The following is a 16655-nucleotide window of genomic DNA, read 5'->3' on the forward strand; positions in this document are numbered from 1 at the left end:
AATGAAAAAATTTCTTTTATATACCGGCATACTGCTTGTCGTCTTGACTTTATCGGTAACTATTGGGCTTGGTGCTTATTTCTTTAAGCTCAACAGCGAACTGCCGTCCATCAAACAACTGAAAGATTTCAAATATAAACAGCCCACCATTTTATATGGCAGAGACAATAAAACTATTGCAGAGCTCGGCAGCAAAAGAAGATATCCGGTTAGTCTTGAAAAAATTCCTGATAAACTTGAAAAGGCTTTGATTGCAGTTGAAGACAGCCGTTTTTATGAGCACGACGGGATAGATTTAAAGGGAATTGTCAGGGCGTTTTTTGTAAATCTTAAAGCAGGACGCATTGTTGAGGGAGGAAGTACATTAACTCAGCAGCTTGTCAAAGTTATATACTTAACTCCGGAAAGAAAACTTAAGCGGAAGGTAAAAGAGGCTATTCTGGCCTACAAAATAGATAATTATTTAACCAAAGACAAAATTCTGGAGCTGTATCTGAATCAGGTATATTTCGGCAGAGGTGCATATGGAGTGGAAGCTGCAGCACGTTTTTATTTCGGCAAACATGTATCCGATCTTACCTTAGCAGAATGCGCAATGATAGCAGGACTTCCGAAGGCACCCGGATACTACGCTCCGCATATTAATCCGGATGAAGCCAAGGAAAGAAGAAATCATGTGTTATACAGGATGTACGAAGAGGGCTTTATAACAGAAAATGAATACAATCAGGCATCACAAACAGAAATAAAAATTATTGACGAAGCCCCCAACATGAGAAGAACAGCCAGCTACTTTGTGGACTATGTGATAAGCAACCTTGAAAAAGAGTTAAATATAAATGACTTGGAAAGCAGAGGCTATAAGGTTTATACTACTTTGAATATGAAATTTCAAAAATTAGCTGAAAAAGCTGTGAAAAAGAATTTGGCCGAAGTGACAAACAGACAGGGGTATTTCGGCCCTATAGGAAATGAAAGCGAAAGTGATATTGATAAAAAACTTAAAGATATCTCATATATAACAGAAGAGGGGAACTACATTGTTGCCGAAGTATCCGAAGTGGGCAGATATAAGGCTGAAATAAAAATTGATAACAATACAGCAAGCATTTTTCTTAGAGACTGCAGGTGGGCCCACCCCTATAAAGGGGACAGCAACAGGCTGGATGACTTGAGAACAATTATAAAAGAGGGAGATTATATCCTGGTAAAAAATACAGGTGCTGAGAAAGAACCTTATTATGAGCTTACCCAGGAGCCTCAGGTTGAAGGCTCTTTTATGGTTATAAATCCCAAAACGGGTGCAATTCTATCCATGGTTGGTGGCTATGACTATGAAAAATCCATGTTCAACAGGGCGGTGGATGCTAGAAGACAGGTGGGAAGCTTATTCAAACCCGTGGTCTATTCCGCAGCGATGGAAAATGGATATAACCCCATGTCTCTGGTATTTGACGCACCTATTATAAAAACCATGGAAAATAAGAACGAGTTCTGGCGGCCTGAGAATTTTGAAAAGGAATTTTATGGCTTTACAACATTGAAGAAGGCACTTACCAAGTCCAGAAACGTTGTTACAATTAAACTGGCTGATCAGATCGGTGTTTCCACAATAAAAAATTATGCTGAAAAATTTGGAATAACCTCAGACCTTGCAAACAATCTTTCGATAAGCATTGGCTCAGGTGCAATTTCGCTGAAAGAGATGGTTTATGCATATTCGGTCTTTCCCAATATGGGAGAAAGAATGAAGCCTTTTTATGTAACCAAAATGGTTAACAGAAGCGGCGAGATAATCTATGAACAAAAGCCGACAGTTGCAGAAAGGACGCTGAAACCTGAGACTGCCCAGATTATGACGGATATGCTGATAAATGTCATAGAAAACGGAACCGGCCGCAGGGCCAGTCATATTCACCGTGTAATGGGAGGTAAAACAGGTACGACAGATGACTATATCGATGCCTGGTTTGTCGGATTTACACCTAATTTAACTATCGGCAGCTGGACGGGATTTGATGAATATAAAACTATCGGTAATCTGGAAACTGGTGCAAGAGCTGCACTACCGGCATGGATTGATTTTACCGAAGATGCCGTTAAATACAGGGACTATGAAGTAATGCCTTCAACGGATAACGTTTACTATTACAAAGTGGACAAAGAAACCCACAAGATTACGGACAGTTACTCCGAGCAGTATTCCTTTGAACCGTTTTACAGAAACCCGGAAGAGCAAAAAGTTGTTAAATAATTTATGAACAATATAAATAATGACCTGTTCGACCATTTTGATCTTTTGGGAATGCCTCTGATTGCAATTGAACAAAATAAAATTGCCCAATATAACAGCAGCGCTGAGAACCTTTTCCCAAAATTCATCAAGTCAGGTATTCATGATATCCCCTATTTTCTCAGCAGTAAATTGGCGGGAAATGAAAAACTTATCCACATAAATCAGGAAAAATTTTTCATTAAGTCCACTGAGTATGAAAGCACGGTTTATGTCATTTTGTTTCCAATGGATGAAATTTTTGCTGAATATAGCAGTTTTTTTGATATAAGCTCCTTTTTGCATGAAATAAAAAATCCTCTGACTGTGATAAATGGAACGGTTCAGCTTCTAAAAAATAAGAGTAAAGATAGTTACACGCTTAAATGTACTGAGATAATAGATAATGAATGCAGCCGGCTGGAAAATTTTGTGGATGAATTCGGTTTTATTCTGGATATAAATCTTAACTACAGGGAATTTTATATTTTGGAATTTTTTGAAGAAATGCTTGCCTCACTCCAGGTTTTATTTAAAAATGTCAGTTTTTCTACAGAGATTTCAACCGATTTAAAAAAAATAAACGGCGACAGGGACAAGTTGTACAGGGCATTTTATAATATTATAAAAAATGCCTGTGAGGCAAATCCGGAAGGCAATATTAAAATATTTTATACGATAGACACCACAATTAAATACAGAGATTCAAATAAAAAACGATTGTCATCGATGGCAAAATTTACTATTATCGATGAAGCCGGAGGGATTCCTGAAAATATCCGCAACAAAATTTTTACTCCATTTTTTACGACAAAAAGCAAGGGAAGGGGATTGGGACTTATTATAGCCAGGGAAATTATTGAAAAGCATAAAGGCAGATTGAGTTTTGATTCCCAAAATAATATAGGAACAGTTTTTACAGTGTTATTGCCGATATGAATGAATTTTTAAAAGTACTGGTAATCGATGACGAAGAAAATATTTTGTGGTTACTTAAAGAAGGGCTGGAGAATGATTTTATCGAAGTCCTGACAACCACAAATATTGAACAGGCAGCAAATATCCTTGAACGTGAACACATAGATGTTTGTCTTGTGGATATATTTCTGGATAATGCAAACGGTATTGAGTTGGTTGACAGATGGAAAAAGACTTATGCCGGAGTAAATTTTATTATTATGACTGCACAGAATACCAGCTCCAATGTTATCAACTCAATAAATGCCGGGGCACTGGACTTTTTCCCGAAACCTTTTGATCTGGAGAAACTTCGGAATAAAATACTTGAGATATGCAAAAAGACAGAAGCTGAATCCACTGTGGGCAAGGAATTTGTCTATGATTTTCAAACTTCCAGCCAGAAAATGCTTGATATCTATAAATTAATTGGACGAATTGCCAAAACAAACATAAATGTTTTGATACAAGGAGAAACAGGCACGGGTAAAGAAGTACTTGCAAGAATGATTTATGAGAAAAGTAATAGAAGTGACAAGCCTTTTGTGGCTATAAATATGCCTGCAATCCCTGATGAACTTATGGAAAGTGAGCTATTCGGGCATGTTAAAGGCTCTTTTACAGGAGCTGTAAGTGATAAAACAGGAAAGTTCGAGCAGGCGAACGGAGGAACAATATTTCTGGATGAGATTTCCGAACTCAATTATTCTTTACAGTCGAAACTGCTGAGAATACTGCAGGAGCGGGAACTTAACAGGCTCGGGTCCAATAAAACCGTAAAGCTGGATCTTAGAATTATTGCAGCAACCAATAAAAACCTTGAGAATCTTATCAAACAGGAGAAATTTCGCGAAGACCTTTATTACAGACTTAATGTCGTATCCATGGATATTCCACCGTTAAGGGAGCGCAAAGAGGACATCCCCTTCCTTGTCAATCATTTTCTTAAAAAATACAGAGATTTGAAAGGTGAAGTACTGTCTATAGGCGAAGATGCCATGGAAAAAATTAGAAAGTACACCTGGCCGGGGAATATCAGAGAGCTTGAAAATGTCATACAAAGCTCAATAATACAATCATCCGGAAGTGTTATTACAGTTGACGATCTTCCTCAGAAAATTTCCAAAAATAATGTCCTGAATGGTTACAGCGATTCTTTGTTTTCCCAGCTTTACAAACTGGCACAGGATATTATAGATGCAGAAAATCTTTCCCAAAAAAATATGGCATTTGACGAATTCTGCCGTATAACGTTAAAGCCTCTTTTTGAGGCTACATTGATGGAAACAGACGGAAACAAGTCCCTTGCGGCTAAAATCTTGGGTATTAACAGAAATACACTGAGAAAAAAAATAAAAGAGTTGAATATTGAGTAAAACAAAAAAAGAAATTTTAGAAAAACTGAAAAACCTGGGCAGACCTCTTAATTTAGACGAGTTGCAACAGGCATTGTCAATCGAAAAGAAAAATCTCCGTAAGGTCTTAAGATCCATGATCATTTCCGGAGATATTGTCAAGCTGAAATCCGGTAAATATGCACTAACAGATGATCTCAATTTGCATACGGGTTATGTAGACGGGCATCCCGACGGCTACGCCTTCTTTGTGCCTGAAAAAGAAGATATGCAGGATTTGTTTATTCCTCCCAAAAGATTAAATGGTGCCGTTCATAAGGACAGAGTGGCAATTAAAATTGAGAAGTTTAAAGGTAAAGAAGAAGCGCATGTGGTGAAAATTCTTGAGCGCGGTTTCAAACGGATTGTCGGGAGAGTGGAAAAATCCAAGTACTTTGCTTATGTTGTTCCTTTTGTGAAGAAATTTTATGGAGATATTTATATCCCCAACAGATTTTCCAAAAAATTAAAAACAGATGATGTTGTGGTTGCCGATATTATTCAATACCCGGAGAAGGGAAAGAACGCAGAAGGGAAGATAGCTAAAAAACTTGGATCCCTTTCTGACAAGGGTATTGAGAATAAAATTGTAATGGAAAAATACGAATATAAAAGGAAATTCCCTAAAGATGTCACTAAGGAGCTTCATGAAAAATCAAAGGCATTGTTTGAAAATCCCGGCGAAAGAAAAGATTTAACCGGATTATTTACCGTAACGATTGACGGTGAAAGTGCCAGGGATTTTGATGATGCTGTTTCCATAAAAAGCTATGACAATGGTGGATATAAACTTTATGTACATATTGCCGATGTGGCTCATTATGTTCAACCGGATTCCAATCTGGATAGAGAGGCTTATAACAGAGCTACAAGCGTATATTTTCCGGAATTTGCCATACCAATGCTGCCTGAAAAACTTTCAAACGATCTCTGCAGTCTGAAGCCGAGAGTTAAAAGACTAACTCTCACAGCGGAAATCGATTATGATTCTTATGGAAACAGAACTTCTTCGAATATATATCAGTCGGTTATCAGAAGTAATTACAGGCTTACTTATGATATTGCTTATAAATATATAATAAAAGAAGAAATTCCTAAAAACAAGAAGCTGTCAAAATTGCTTGATGATTCTGCCGCTTTGGCTGAGTTGTTAATAAAAAGAAGAAGAAAGCAGGGGACAATAGACTTTGATCTGCCTGAGGTTGAGTTTTTATTTGATGATAATGGTGATTTGTATGATCTGAAACCGCTGGAGAGAAACATTGCTCACAGGCTTATAGAACATTTTATGATAGAAGCAAATGAGGCTGTTTCCGAGTTTCTTGAGAAAAAAATTGATACTTCTATATTCAGGATTCATGACAGTCCAGATCCGGCAAAAATTAATGAATTTGTCCAGACGTGTAAAAGATTTGGGGTTGACGTTAAAACCCCGGATGAGATAACCCCGAAAAATATTCAGAGGATATCAAGTTTGATTGAAAACTCACAATTCAGCTACATTCTCAGTTCACTTCTTGTCCGGACGATGCAAAAGGCAGTTTATTCCACAGACAACATAGGTCATTTCGGTCTTTCCTCGGAGTCATATACACATTTTACCAGCCCCATCAGACGATATCCGGATATGATTGTTCACAGACTTTTAAAAAAGCTGTTGTATAACTATGATTTTAAACCGACCAAAAAATTTATGAATGAGGCAGCAGAACACAGCTCAGTAATGGAAAAACAGGAAGAAGAAGCCGAAAGGGAAATTCGTCAGTATAAAAAATTGCGCTTTCTTGAAGCACATATTGATGATGTTTTTGATTGTCATATAAACAGGGTGGCATCCTCCGGTATTTTTGTATTTCTGCCTAAAATGCTTCTTACAGGATTCCTATCAATATCAAATATTGATGATGACTATTATGTTTTTGATCCCGAAAATGAATATCTTGTTGGTAAAAATTCAAAAAAAATGTATAGAATAGGGGATGTTCTGAAGGTTTCGGTTGACAGAATAAACTATGATTATTTAGAAGTGGATTTCAAGCTGGCATAGCTCAGTCGGTAGAGCGATGAACTCGTAATTCATAGGTCGCCGGTTCAATTCCGGCTGCCAGCTTTTTTTTATTCTTTATTTATTAATTATTTGGGAATCAGTATTTTCTTGATGTAACACATTTGTAACATAATTTGCAAATTTTGATTCTGTATGTTTGTAATTTTCTATATATCTTGCATACTTTGTAAATAACATTTGCATATTAACATGTCCTAATTGTTTGGACACATAATGAGGGTTTTCGCCTGCTATTAATGAAAGAACAGCATATGTATGTCTGGTTTGATAAATTGACCTGTATTTAATCCCAAGTCTTTTTAATGCAGGTTTCCAATGCTGGCATAATATTTTACCTGATGATTTGAAGGGTTTTCCGTATTGGTTCAAAAACATAAAATCAGATTTCATAAATGTTTTTAACTTGTGACTTCTCAAAACCTCTTGCAACGGAGGGATAATATCAATTATACGATTCGAATTTTTTGTTTTAGTTTTTGTTAGCCTATGATCTGAAAAGCTTTCCTTTATATGATAAGTCCATGTATTTGAATCAAGATTTTCCCATTTTGCTGCAAGGCATTCACCTGTCCTGCAACCTGTGTAAAACAAAAAAGCTATTAAAGGGTATATTTTGGGTTTGTTTTCTTTGAAAAACTCAAGTATTGCATTCATCTCATGTAAACTAAAAGGCTCAATATCAGGTTTTTCTTCTCTTAAAAAATTAACGTTTTCTGAAGGGTCATATTCTATATATCCTTTTGCTTTTGCATATTTGAAAAGTTGTTTCACTGTGCTTAATATATTATTAATTGTTTTACTCTTACGTCCTTTAGCAAGTTCTACGATCCAATTTTCAATATCTATTTGGTTAATCTTATCTATTAGGTAATCACCAAAATAAGAATTGAAATGCAGCAGCTCTCCCTTATTATTCCGTAAGGAACTATGAGAAATGATGTTTGCTTCATATTTGTTTTCTTTGGTTTTGATGAATTCAGTTACAACGTTTTTAACGTAATTTGTTTTGGTAGGAACTAAATTAAATAATTTCAGTTTTTTAGAATTAGGAAAGTATTCATCATATTTGAAAGTATCAAATTCTATCTTGTTTTGAATTTCTGCAAGTAGTCTTTGAGCATATTTACGATTACTTTTAGTATCTTCTATGCCCAGACTTTCGTAGCACCGAACGCCTTTATAAACAAAATTTAGCCATAATTTTTTATTCCTTTGATAAATACCCATAACATTTTATTAACTTAATCCGAGAAATCGGTAAAGTGCTTTTTTCTTAAATAAAGTAGGGAAGCCTTTTCTTTTAAGGTATAAAGAGGGTGGAAAATGGCCTTTTTGTATTTTATTATAGACTGCCTCTTTAGTTTCCAGCTTTAACAATTGTCTTACTTCTTCAACTGACATCAAACTGTCTTCCATATAGGCCATCCGTAATTTTTCTCGAAGACTTTGAATTTCAGGCGTTGCATCCACAATTGCCACACTCCCATCTTCACTTATAATATTTTTTATATATACTTCTCGTTTCATAATAATACCTCCAAAATCTTTACTTGACATTAATCTAATAAAATCTGTGACAAAAAATTGTGGTATTTACCTAAATAATGAAAAAATTTTTGTGGTCAATTCAATTCGGCTTAGAAATGATAGAATCTTTGAATACTAAAATTGCCTTTTCATATTCTTTTTTCCCTTTAACCGGTATTAATGGTTTTTCTTCAAACTCTTTAAATTTTGCAGTGTGCCCACCGTCGTATAGACTGTTTATAAAGCCGTGTATTGCCTTATTTTGTTCTTTTTCATCATCTTTTATATCAAAGACTCCCGTGTGTTCTGCAATTTCCTTAAATCCTTCTTTATAGCCAATAACAACGTATTCCTGATTATCTATTTTTATACGTTCTATGTTTTTTAACGATGATTCCGTCTCAAGAGTCAAAGCAAGAGCTTTAAGAAAAATATCGAATTTTTTAGGTTTTTCAGTTTTAATATATTCGTATAATTTTTTCTGAGGTGTCATGTTCTCCCTGAAAGTTTCTGTATCGAACTTTTTATTATCGGTATTCTCTTTGAATTCTGCTTTAGTATTTCCTTCCTCTATGTCAAAATCCGGTATTTCTACTTTGCCTTTAAAATTCTCAGGTTTATTACAGCCCCATACGTATTTATTTTTGATAATTACAAAATTAAGCTTAAAATTTTTAGCACTCCCGGGCAGTGTAATGAGTGCATGTATAAATGTTTTGCCGGTATCAGTTTCAAGTATAATATTTTTATCTCTCATCAGTTTTACAACATGCTCCCGAGTTGTTTTTAGCTGATAGTGTTTTTTCATGTAGCCAAGGATTTTTTGCATTGTTCCGGGATTTACAATAAGGGTTATGGTATCAAGAACAATAAGATCACTAAAATTCTCATTTATCGCAAGCATCCTCTTATCACTCATTTCAGCAATTGAGGCTGAAAAAGCTTCTATTATTTCATATACTTCCTCTTTATTTTCCGTTTTAGGCAAAGATTCCTCATAGTCCATTTGGACACTCAAAATATCAGCATCTTTTACTAACTCTTTTGTCGTTTCCACTGGGTCATAACCCCAAAATTCGTCGATAAGCCTGATAAAGTTATAGGCTGTCAGATACTGTCTATCTCTTGTCTCAAGCATTTGCCAAAGGATTATGATATTTCTTTTTTCGTGTTTACCTGTTCTTTCTTTGTGCCATCTTATATCATAATCACCATTCTTAAGAACAAAATCTAAAAGGTTGTCGTCGTAATTATCCCACTGAATTTCTTTCTTTTTAGATATAATATCCATATCAAAAACTTTTCCTGCATCATGCAGTAGCCCATGAATAGCTGTCCTGTATAAAATCTTCTCTTTATTCCGGAGATTAAATTGGCTGTCCAGATCACCGTTACCGTCAAATTTCAGCTCCAATTTTCTGTGCTGAGCAACAAGAGCGTTTATGCATGTTTCAAGTGAATGCACAAATAAGCCGAATCTTTCAGAATGGTGATGATTTTCAGAAGCGGGCAGGTCATATACTTTTCTGAAAAACCTTACTAAAATATCATAGAACATTTCATAGCTTACGTCTTTATATGAAGGGAGAAGGTTGTCGATTTTATTGATATACTTTTTGTACTCGCTAAAATATTTTTCAATTTCTGCATTTACGTTATCTTCAAATACCGGTTTTCTCTTAAAAAGCTTTGTAAGCATTATTAATCCCTCTGCAAAGTATAGTATTTACCGTTGTTGAATGATTTTGTTGAATACAAGCAGTTTTGACGGGGTTTAAGATAATTGAAACTCTTTTCATCAACGCCAAAACTTTTCGATACGTTCTTGTAAACAATAGGATCAATCGCAAAGATGATTTTAGTGGCTGTGTTGAGCAAAATGTCCGTATGGAAGTGTAAAGGGTTCTGAGTAGATAAAATAACGCCTAAGCCAAATTTTCGGCCTTCCTGGACTATCTTTATTATCATGTTCGTTATTTTAGGAACATCCATAAAAAAGCTGGCCTCATCAATTATGATGTAATGCTTTACTGTGTCCGTTATCGGCTGATTGGTGAAAAAATCATACAGTCTGCTAAGAATGTAATATGTGACTATCTTCTTTTGCTCATCGTCGAGGTGTTTGATGTTAACGCATGAGTCGTAAAGACTAATTTCATTTTTTACAAAAACGCCTGATTTGTTAATATTGCTTAATCTGTTAATTAAGCCAAGCAGTGAACGCTGGTTGTTATAAACTAAGAAATCTTTATCGTTGATTATGCCTTTCTCAAGATATTGCCTGTATTTCTCAACAAGTATCTCAATCTCATTTTGAATTTTTTTATTAAGGTCTTCAATTTCTGAATCAATTTCTAACGATTCAGCTTTAACTTTCTTTTTCTCTAGCCTGAGAAGTTTGTTTTTAGATTTGAATAGTTGATTTAATGGCTCTAAATCCTTGGAGTCCAATTCTCCGGTGAGAGTCTTTTTATACTTGTATTTTAGAAACCGTACCAAATCGTCAACGTCTGGGTATCTTTCAATATTCTTGTAGTTGTCTTCTGTGATTTTATTTTTATAATATAACTCCTCAATTGCATGATAGAGCATATTCTCCTGCTCATGTCCAAGTTTTGTGCCGGATGATAGCTCGTTTAAAAGTGAAATAAATGAAAGGATGGACGCTTTCAGTCCACCCTCAAATCCGCTTGCTTTGAGTGGATTAATTCCTTTGTCACTGTCTATGGACAAAGCATTCTCTGTTATTGGAAGAGTAGGCTTGTTGGCATTGTTTACGACAATATCACCGTGCTTGTCTATTATAGTAAAAGTTACACCTTTTTTGTGTAGCGTATTTACTATTTGTTTGATTGAAAAGGTTTTGCCTGATCCGGAAGAACCACAGATAGTCAAATGAGGGTTATGAGCTTGAAAAGGGTCCCAGAATATTTTTTTATCTTTGATAGAACCAACATAATAAGGCATTACTGGCTCCTTACTTGCTTAAATATTTCTGCAGCTAAATCCGCCAATTCCGATGTAAGAGATTTGACAAATTGCACAAATCCGTCAGGGTCAAAATCTCCGATTGCTTTTAGAACTTCCTCTGTGTATCCGTTCTGAACCATCCAATGGTATCCAAAAGCAAGTGCCAGTATGAAAATTAATTGTTTCATAACAAACCTCTATATTTTCCCATAAAAATTATATGTTAAATTATAATTGTCCTTATTGCTTTTGCACTGCTTGCAAATTCTGACAGCAGCACTTTCACTGACAAAATATTCTCTGCACCTCAAACATTTGATTTTTCTGCTTAGTTTGCCTTGCCTCCACAACTCCCGCTTTTTTCTTTCTTCTCCGCTTAATACTCCCATAAATCACCTTAGAGATTACCTATCGGTAGATTTGCAACTGAGTTATAAACAAGCATATAGGCAAGTAATCCATAGCCATAAACAACAAGGTATGGATTTGATGGAATAGGGCAAAGCAAATAAGCAACAAGCATACAAACAAAGAAAAATACTGCTGATCTGTGAGTCCAGTGGAACAGAATTGTGCTTTTTATTTTAAACTGCTCAATTTTTTTGTTATGAGCGATCCTACCTTCGGCAAATCCCAGTATTGAGCCTACAAAGATTAGCGGCAAAGCATAAAGCAAGGACAGAGATCTGATGAATCCTGCAATAATTGGAACACCAACAGAATTCATCAACATATTAAAGACTTCTTCATCTTTTTTTACAGCGTGGTACAAAAAACTTTTAATATTATGCACACCGGCATTTATCCATTTCTTTGTTTCCCCGCCAGCAATCTGAACATAGTTATCAACTTCAGCGTTTACTAATCTTTGCCCATAGGATTCGTTAGTGTTAAGCATATATCTCAAGGCAAACATTTCTATTCCGATAATGAGAAGTATTGTTGCAAAAAATATAAATCTTCTGTCAGTCATGCTTTCTGAGCTCACATTACACCTCTTTCAGTATTATTTTGGACTGATCCCCATAGTACGCTCAAAAGAATATTTACCATGAGTAGGTGTAAATTTTTTTATTTGCCAATCGGGTAGCAACCTATATTTAAGCTTAGGACCATTGGGATATAAAGTAAAACGTCTTTCAAAAGAACCATCATTGTTTTCATCTATACGACCATCTTGGAGTTTTGTTTCTAAGTCTACAAATATCCAGAGATACGGTCTCTTATTTCCGATAACTGTTTCAAAGATAAACATTTTTGTTTCATCTTTTGTTTGCCACAACTCATGTAACACATCATAACCATACTCTTTGTTATATCTTAGAGTTGTTGAATTTTTCCATGTAGAAGCTATTTTTTTCCAGTTATTGCAATCTTTTGGTAATGTTTTTGGAAAATTTCTAAGATTAAGGTTATCCAAAGCATTAATTTTGTTACAAAACTTTTGATTTTCTGCAAAAACAACTGTTGCCAAACTTAAAACCATTAAAACAAAAACTAACTTTTTCATAAAACACCTCCGTTTAAATTATTTTTCTCTTATTATCCGTTATTACTTCCTTCATAAAGGACTTCTCAATATTATCAGTGATTATAGGAAGTCTGAGTTTGTAAGGGTTCTCCCCCTGTGTATACATAAAAGCATGCCCGACAGGCAGTGACGTTATGTAGCTTTTGTCAATTAATGGAACAGGCTTGTTAATCAATCTTTCCCCGGAACTTCCCCCATACAGAATACCGTCCTCTTTAGCATCTGGAGAATAACTGATTGTTTTCATTCTTTCTTTTATAATTGTTTCTCCGTATAAATCTTGGAACAGCTCTGCTATTTCTTTTTCCGGAGTCCTCAAAAATATCTTGTTATTTGTGTTTGCGAGTATTTGAGATGCTTTTGCACGGTCAACAACAGCTTCTATGTCTTTTGATGTCTGCATACCAAGTGTAGCTCTGACACCAGCTCCCCTGGACTTATTCAAAAGGTCAACATAACCGTCAAACATAACGTTGTAAAACTCGTCAACAAACAGATTTATTGGCCGTCTGTCTTTATCTTCCTGAAAAGCATAGATATTACCTACATAATATAAGAAATCTTGCAAGGCTAAACGCCCCACGTTTTTAGCAACGGTAGCATCAAGCATACTTCCAAGATAAAAGTAAACAACACGATTTTTATTAATTACTTTTTCCCATGTGATGTCTGAAGGTATGCTTGAAAGAAGTGTGCCGATTTCACCATATGTCAAAGAACTTAAAACTGGTGCAAGATTAGAGCGAACCTTGATAAAGAAATCTCCGGGATATTCCATAAGATTAGATAATGACTTATAGGCATCTTCAAGCATTTTATTTTTTTCAGTATCTTTATTTTTTACCTCGTCATAAGCCTGCTTTACTCTTTTAAAAAGGTCTTTTGTCTCCCCAAGAGCATACTTGTCTATATTATCAAGCGTTATAGCTTCACCGAGTGACATTAATCCTTTACAGACACCTAAAATCACATTCCAAACGAAATCGGCGTAAAAAGGGTCATTGCCGACTTCCATAATAGACCGCATTCTTGAAGCTAAATCGGTAGGTTTTGCAAAATTATCCATAGGGTTGTAGCTTAAGCTATACTTGGGGTGAGCGAGAGAAAAAAACTGAAAGTCGTCCTCTCTGCCTGTACGCCTGCACACATCATACATTCTGTCTACAAGCTCATTATCGCCCTTTGGATCAAAGATAATAACAGGTTCTTTTCTAAGTATTCCTTGGGTTGCAAGTGATTCGAGAAGTCTTGTTTTTCCGCTTCCTGTGCCCCCCACAACGGCGGTCTGCAAAGCAAGTACTTTATTAGGTAGCGAAATGGTCTTTTCATCAGAATAACCGACACCGTGAATAGCCGGATTGCCGCCGGTTTTGCTCATATCAAAATATTTAAGCAAAGTTTCCTGCTGTAACAGATCATACATCCTTTGAACATGCTTATTTTGCCATACAAAACCTTTGCCAATAAAAGTTTTGTCTTTATTCGGCTTCGCCTTAACAACGCTGTAAGTTACAGGTTTGGAAAGTGCCAAAGATTTAACTTCAGCCGAACGCATCATCAGTTTGTAAAAACGATGGATAGCTAATATGAGGATTCCCATACCTAAACCTGTGCTGATAGAGCTGGGAAGTTGTAAATATTGTCCGTAAAACATAACCCCTAAGGCAAGCAAGAATTCTATAATAAAGGGTTTTATGTAGTAATTTTTCAAAAACATCTATCACCCCTCTATTTCTTTAATTCCTTTATAATAAGATTTTTAATCAACTCAGGCTGATAGCCATTTATAGGATGACCGTTGACAAGAAGGTATGGAGTTCCTCTTACACCAATTTCTTTGCCTTGTTTTATATTTTTTTTAATTTTTTGTGTGATGTCAGGGGAATTCAGTATTTTGTAAAACTTGCCTATATCATCATTCTCAAGCTTCTTCTCAAAAATACCTGTTATCTCTTCGTATGATTTGTTTTTATAGCTGTATTGATACATATTCCAGTTATAGCCTAATTGTTTTCCTGCCTCGTAGATTTTTGCAAGCAGTTTTGCATTTTTGTGGAAGGATAGGGGGAAATGTTTGTAGTATATTACTATGTCATTTTTATGCTTATTGAAAAAAGATCCAAGCTCATTTGACATCTTTCTGCAGTAAGGGCATTCAAAGTCTGAAAATACCACAATTTTTACTTTAGCTGTTTCTGGATTACCGAAATAAACCTCATTTTCTGATACTTCTATATCAACGCTCTTTGAAATACTTTCATAATATTTTGCAAGGTTTTTGCCAGTTTCAAGATCAATCAAAGCATTAGTAATATATTTACCGTTTGTTATAAACGACAACTCTTTTGATTTGTCCCCCAAGCTGAAATCCAATAGTACATAATAAAAATCAGAATCTGGTATATCTATTTCTTTTTTCACATTTATATCCGCTTTGCCCTGGGACTTTTTATTAAGATATTCGATGATATTCTTTGTAGCTTCTGAAAGATCTTCTGTTTGGGCAAATAAGAAGTATGACTGTGAAAGAAAAATTATCACAAAAAAAGTGCAAATGATTTTAAAAAAATTTGATTGTTTCATATGGCTATCTCCTATACCGTTTTTTTATCACTAAAAAATATAAGAATTACCTGATAAAAAATTGTGGTATTTTCAGAAGATTTGGAAAATGTTTTTGAAATTATTGTATTTCAATAATTGTAGGTATATAATTGCTTATTCTTTTAACAAATTCTTGCCTTTACCAAGATCACTCACTAAGCTTATTTTTTCTCCATCCCAATAATAACTTAGGATTTTGTGTATCTTAGCTGGGGGAATAATAGCCTTTGGTCTCAAAACTGCCACATTAGTGCCGGCGGTATAACGTATGCTTTTGTATATTATACCGTCTCGGTTTTGTTTTTTTGCAAGTATACCTAATTTTTGAGAATCGAGATAATTATCCGGATTATAATATTTTTTGTACACATTCTGATCTTGAATATTATAAAAATTGTTTCCCTTTATCCGGGCATTGTAGACCCTCATGTGGTAATGTCCGGCAGGGGCTTTGTTGTCACTATAAAATCTTTCTCTATGATAAACAGTTTCATATATTGCTGTTTTTAACTCTTTACTTGCATAGTATGCACCAAAATAGTCAGTAGTGAATCTGGAAGCTTTGACATGAGTGAAAGCTGCCATTATTGGAGTTGAGCCCTCGCCAAGTACCCACTCATCTTTTGGTACTTTGCTTGTGTCACCTATTTCATCGCTAATTCGCTCGTTAGTCAAACTTTCTATATAATAAACATACTCAAGCTCATCCCCTGAACACACTTCATCAAAAAGAGTTCTTTCCGGAAACAAAGTTGGTATGATCCTATAACTTGTCTCCCATTCCAAAGTCAAAACCGGGACATCACTCATACAAACTGCCCCGCTCAGCATCAAGATAATTCCTGATAATGAATAAGTCGGCTACATTTCCGTGCAACATTACTTTTAGCGGTGATGTGTTATCAAATACGGGGTTTTTGGTTTTGACCCAGTTTTTTGCTGAGTAGGGAAGTAAAATTTGCAAAGCCTTGTATATACCCATTATATAAGAAATTCTTTCCAAAGTATCTTTGCTAAGTTTACCGTTTAGATTGTTTTTCCATTTATAAAATGTGGATTCAGAAGATAAGCCAAGAAGTATCATCTGGTCTTTGTAGTTATCAATACCCCATTGTTTGCAGATATTAAAAAAAGTTTTTAGAGCCACACGGTTTAGCTTGTCTTTGTCAATATTATCAGGAAAATTTTCCTTTTCGTTTGCTAACATAAGCATTCTCCTTATATCATATATTATGTTCCATATATGGAAAAATCAAGTTAATATTCCAAATATGTAAGAAAAATGTTGAAAAATATTTGCAGTGTTTTATCTTGTTTTATATAGTTGGGGTG

The 16655-nt window shown here is 35.1% G+C and carries 15 protein-coding genes and 1 tRNA gene; 5 read left to right on the forward strand and 11 right to left on the reverse strand.

Annotated features, from left to right (window positions below):
* Position 1 precedes the first annotated feature (1 nt).
* The 5 genes from UMU13_RS04535 to UMU13_RS04555 all read left to right on the forward strand — a co-directional run bounded on the left by UMU13_RS04535 (position 2) and on the right by UMU13_RS04555 (position 6733).
* A complete protein-coding gene (locus UMU13_RS04535) occupies positions 2-2254 on the forward strand; it encodes a penicillin-binding protein 1A (RefSeq protein ID WP_328217416.1) in 2253 nt (750 codons plus the stop codon).
* Between the two features lie 3 nt (positions 2255-2257).
* Positions 2258-3211 carry a two-component system sensor histidine kinase NtrB gene (locus UMU13_RS04540; protein WP_328217417.1) on the forward strand — a complete coding sequence of 318 codons (954 nt, stop codon included), beginning with the start codon at positions 2258-2260 and terminating at the stop codon, positions 3209-3211.
* Positions 3208-4605, forward strand: a complete 1398-nt coding sequence (locus UMU13_RS04545; protein ID WP_328217419.1) for a sigma-54-dependent transcriptional regulator — start codon at positions 3208-3210, stop codon at positions 4603-4605. Before UMU13_RS04540 ends, UMU13_RS04545 begins: the two co-directional genes overlap by 4 nt.
* On the forward strand, positions 4598-6670 hold the full coding sequence (gene rnr, locus UMU13_RS04550; protein WP_328217421.1) for a ribonuclease R: 2073 nt from the start codon (positions 4598-4600) through the stop codon (positions 6668-6670). Before UMU13_RS04545 ends, rnr begins: the two co-directional genes overlap by 8 nt.
* Positions 6661-6733, forward strand: a tRNA-Thr gene (locus UMU13_RS04555). Before rnr ends, UMU13_RS04555 begins: the two co-directional genes overlap by 10 nt.
* Positions 6734-6745: 12 nt before the next feature.
* On the opposite strand, the gene UMU13_RS04560 is transcribed toward UMU13_RS04555, so the two are convergent.
* From UMU13_RS04560 to UMU13_RS04610, 11 genes are all read right to left on the reverse strand, one after another.
* A complete protein-coding gene (locus tag UMU13_RS04560; RefSeq protein ID WP_328217423.1) occupies positions 6746-7918 on the reverse strand; it encodes an Arm DNA-binding domain-containing protein in 1173 nt (390 codons plus the stop codon).
* Between the two features lie 9 nt (positions 7919-7927).
* Positions 7928-8218: a helix-turn-helix transcriptional regulator gene (locus tag UMU13_RS04565; protein ID WP_328217425.1), complete on the reverse strand. Its 291-nt coding sequence runs from the start codon at positions 8216-8218 to the stop codon at positions 7928-7930.
* Positions 8219-8318: 100 nt separating this feature from the next.
* Complete coding sequence (locus UMU13_RS04570; RefSeq protein ID WP_328217427.1) at positions 8319-9917, reverse strand: TraI domain-containing protein; 1599 nt, start codon at positions 9915-9917, stop codon at positions 8319-8321.
* Positions 9918-9919: 2 nt separating this feature from the next.
* Positions 9920-11185, reverse strand: a complete 1266-nt coding sequence (locus UMU13_RS04575) for an ATP-binding protein (protein WP_328217429.1) — start codon at positions 11183-11185, stop codon at positions 9920-9922.
* The gene (locus tag UMU13_RS04580) at positions 11185-11376 is read right to left on the reverse strand and encodes a hypothetical protein (protein WP_328217431.1); all 192 of its coding nucleotides are present in this window, start codon (positions 11374-11376) and stop codon (positions 11185-11187) included. The genes UMU13_RS04575 and UMU13_RS04580 overlap by 1 nt, the downstream gene beginning before the upstream one ends.
* A gap of 209 nt (positions 11377-11585) precedes the next feature.
* Positions 11586-12176: a DUF4400 domain-containing protein gene (locus UMU13_RS04585; protein ID WP_328217432.1), complete on the reverse strand. Its 591-nt coding sequence runs from the start codon at positions 12174-12176 to the stop codon at positions 11586-11588.
* Between the two features lie 18 nt (positions 12177-12194).
* Entirely contained in the window at positions 12195-12698 is a 504-nt protein-coding gene (locus UMU13_RS04590; protein ID WP_328217434.1) for a hypothetical protein, read from the reverse strand.
* A gap of 13 nt (positions 12699-12711) precedes the next feature.
* Positions 12712-14436, reverse strand: a complete 1725-nt coding sequence (locus tag UMU13_RS04595) for a type IV secretion system DNA-binding domain-containing protein (RefSeq protein ID WP_328217436.1) — start codon at positions 14434-14436, stop codon at positions 12712-12714.
* A gap of 11 nt (positions 14437-14447) precedes the next feature.
* Positions 14448-15302, reverse strand: a complete 855-nt coding sequence (locus UMU13_RS04600) for a DsbA family protein (protein WP_328217437.1) — start codon at positions 15300-15302, stop codon at positions 14448-14450.
* A 135-nt stretch (positions 15303-15437) separates the two neighbouring features.
* Positions 15438-16133, reverse strand: a complete 696-nt coding sequence (locus UMU13_RS04605) for an RES family NAD+ phosphorylase (protein ID WP_328217438.1) — start codon at positions 16131-16133, stop codon at positions 15438-15440.
* Positions 16126-16530: an MbcA/ParS/Xre antitoxin family protein gene (locus tag UMU13_RS04610; RefSeq protein WP_328217439.1), complete on the reverse strand. Its 405-nt coding sequence runs from the start codon at positions 16528-16530 to the stop codon at positions 16126-16128. Before UMU13_RS04610 ends, UMU13_RS04605 begins: the two co-directional genes overlap by 8 nt.
* Positions 16531-16655 lie beyond the last annotated feature (125 nt).

The organism is Flexistipes sp., from assembly GCF_036172515.1.
Lineage (GTDB): Bacteria > Chrysiogenota > Deferribacteres > Deferribacterales > Flexistipitaceae > Flexistipes.

Coding starts and splice junctions, on each gene's coding strand:
- UMU13_RS04535 (WP_328217416.1), top strand. CDS start 2: ATGAAAAAATTTCTTTTATATACCGGCATACTGCTTGTCGTCTTGACT.
- UMU13_RS04540 (WP_328217417.1), top strand. CDS start 2,258: ATGAACAATATAAATAATGACCTGTTCGACCATTTTGATCTTTTGGGA.
- UMU13_RS04545 (WP_328217419.1), top strand. CDS start 3,208: ATGAATGAATTTTTAAAAGTACTGGTAATCGATGACGAAGAAAATATT.
- UMU13_RS04560 (WP_328217423.1), bottom strand. CDS start 7,918: ATGGGTATTTATCAAAGGAATAAAAAATTATGGCTAAATTTTGTTTAT.
- UMU13_RS04565 (WP_328217425.1), bottom strand. CDS start 8,218: ATGAAACGAGAAGTATATATAAAAAATATTATAAGTGAAGATGGGAGT.
- UMU13_RS04570 (WP_328217427.1), bottom strand. CDS start 9,917: ATGCTTACAAAGCTTTTTAAGAGAAAACCGGTATTTGAAGATAACGTA.
- UMU13_RS04575 (WP_328217429.1), bottom strand. CDS start 11,185: ATGCCTTATTATGTTGGTTCTATCAAAGATAAAAAAATATTCTGGGAC.
- UMU13_RS04580 (WP_328217431.1), bottom strand. CDS start 11,376: ATGAAACAATTAATTTTCATACTGGCACTTGCTTTTGGATACCATTGG.
- UMU13_RS04590 (WP_328217434.1), bottom strand. CDS start 12,698: ATGAAAAAGTTAGTTTTTGTTTTAATGGTTTTAAGTTTGGCAACAGTT.
- UMU13_RS04595 (WP_328217436.1), bottom strand. CDS start 14,436: ATGTTTTTGAAAAATTACTACATAAAACCCTTTATTATAGAATTCTTG.
- UMU13_RS04600 (WP_328217437.1), bottom strand. CDS start 15,302: ATGAAACAATCAAATTTTTTTAAAATCATTTGCACTTTTTTTGTGATA.
- UMU13_RS04605 (WP_328217438.1), bottom strand. CDS start 16,133: ATGAGTGATGTCCCGGTTTTGACTTTGGAATGGGAGACAAGTTATAGG.
- UMU13_RS04610 (WP_328217439.1), bottom strand. CDS start 16,530: ATGTTAGCAAACGAAAAGGAAAATTTTCCTGATAATATTGACAAAGAC.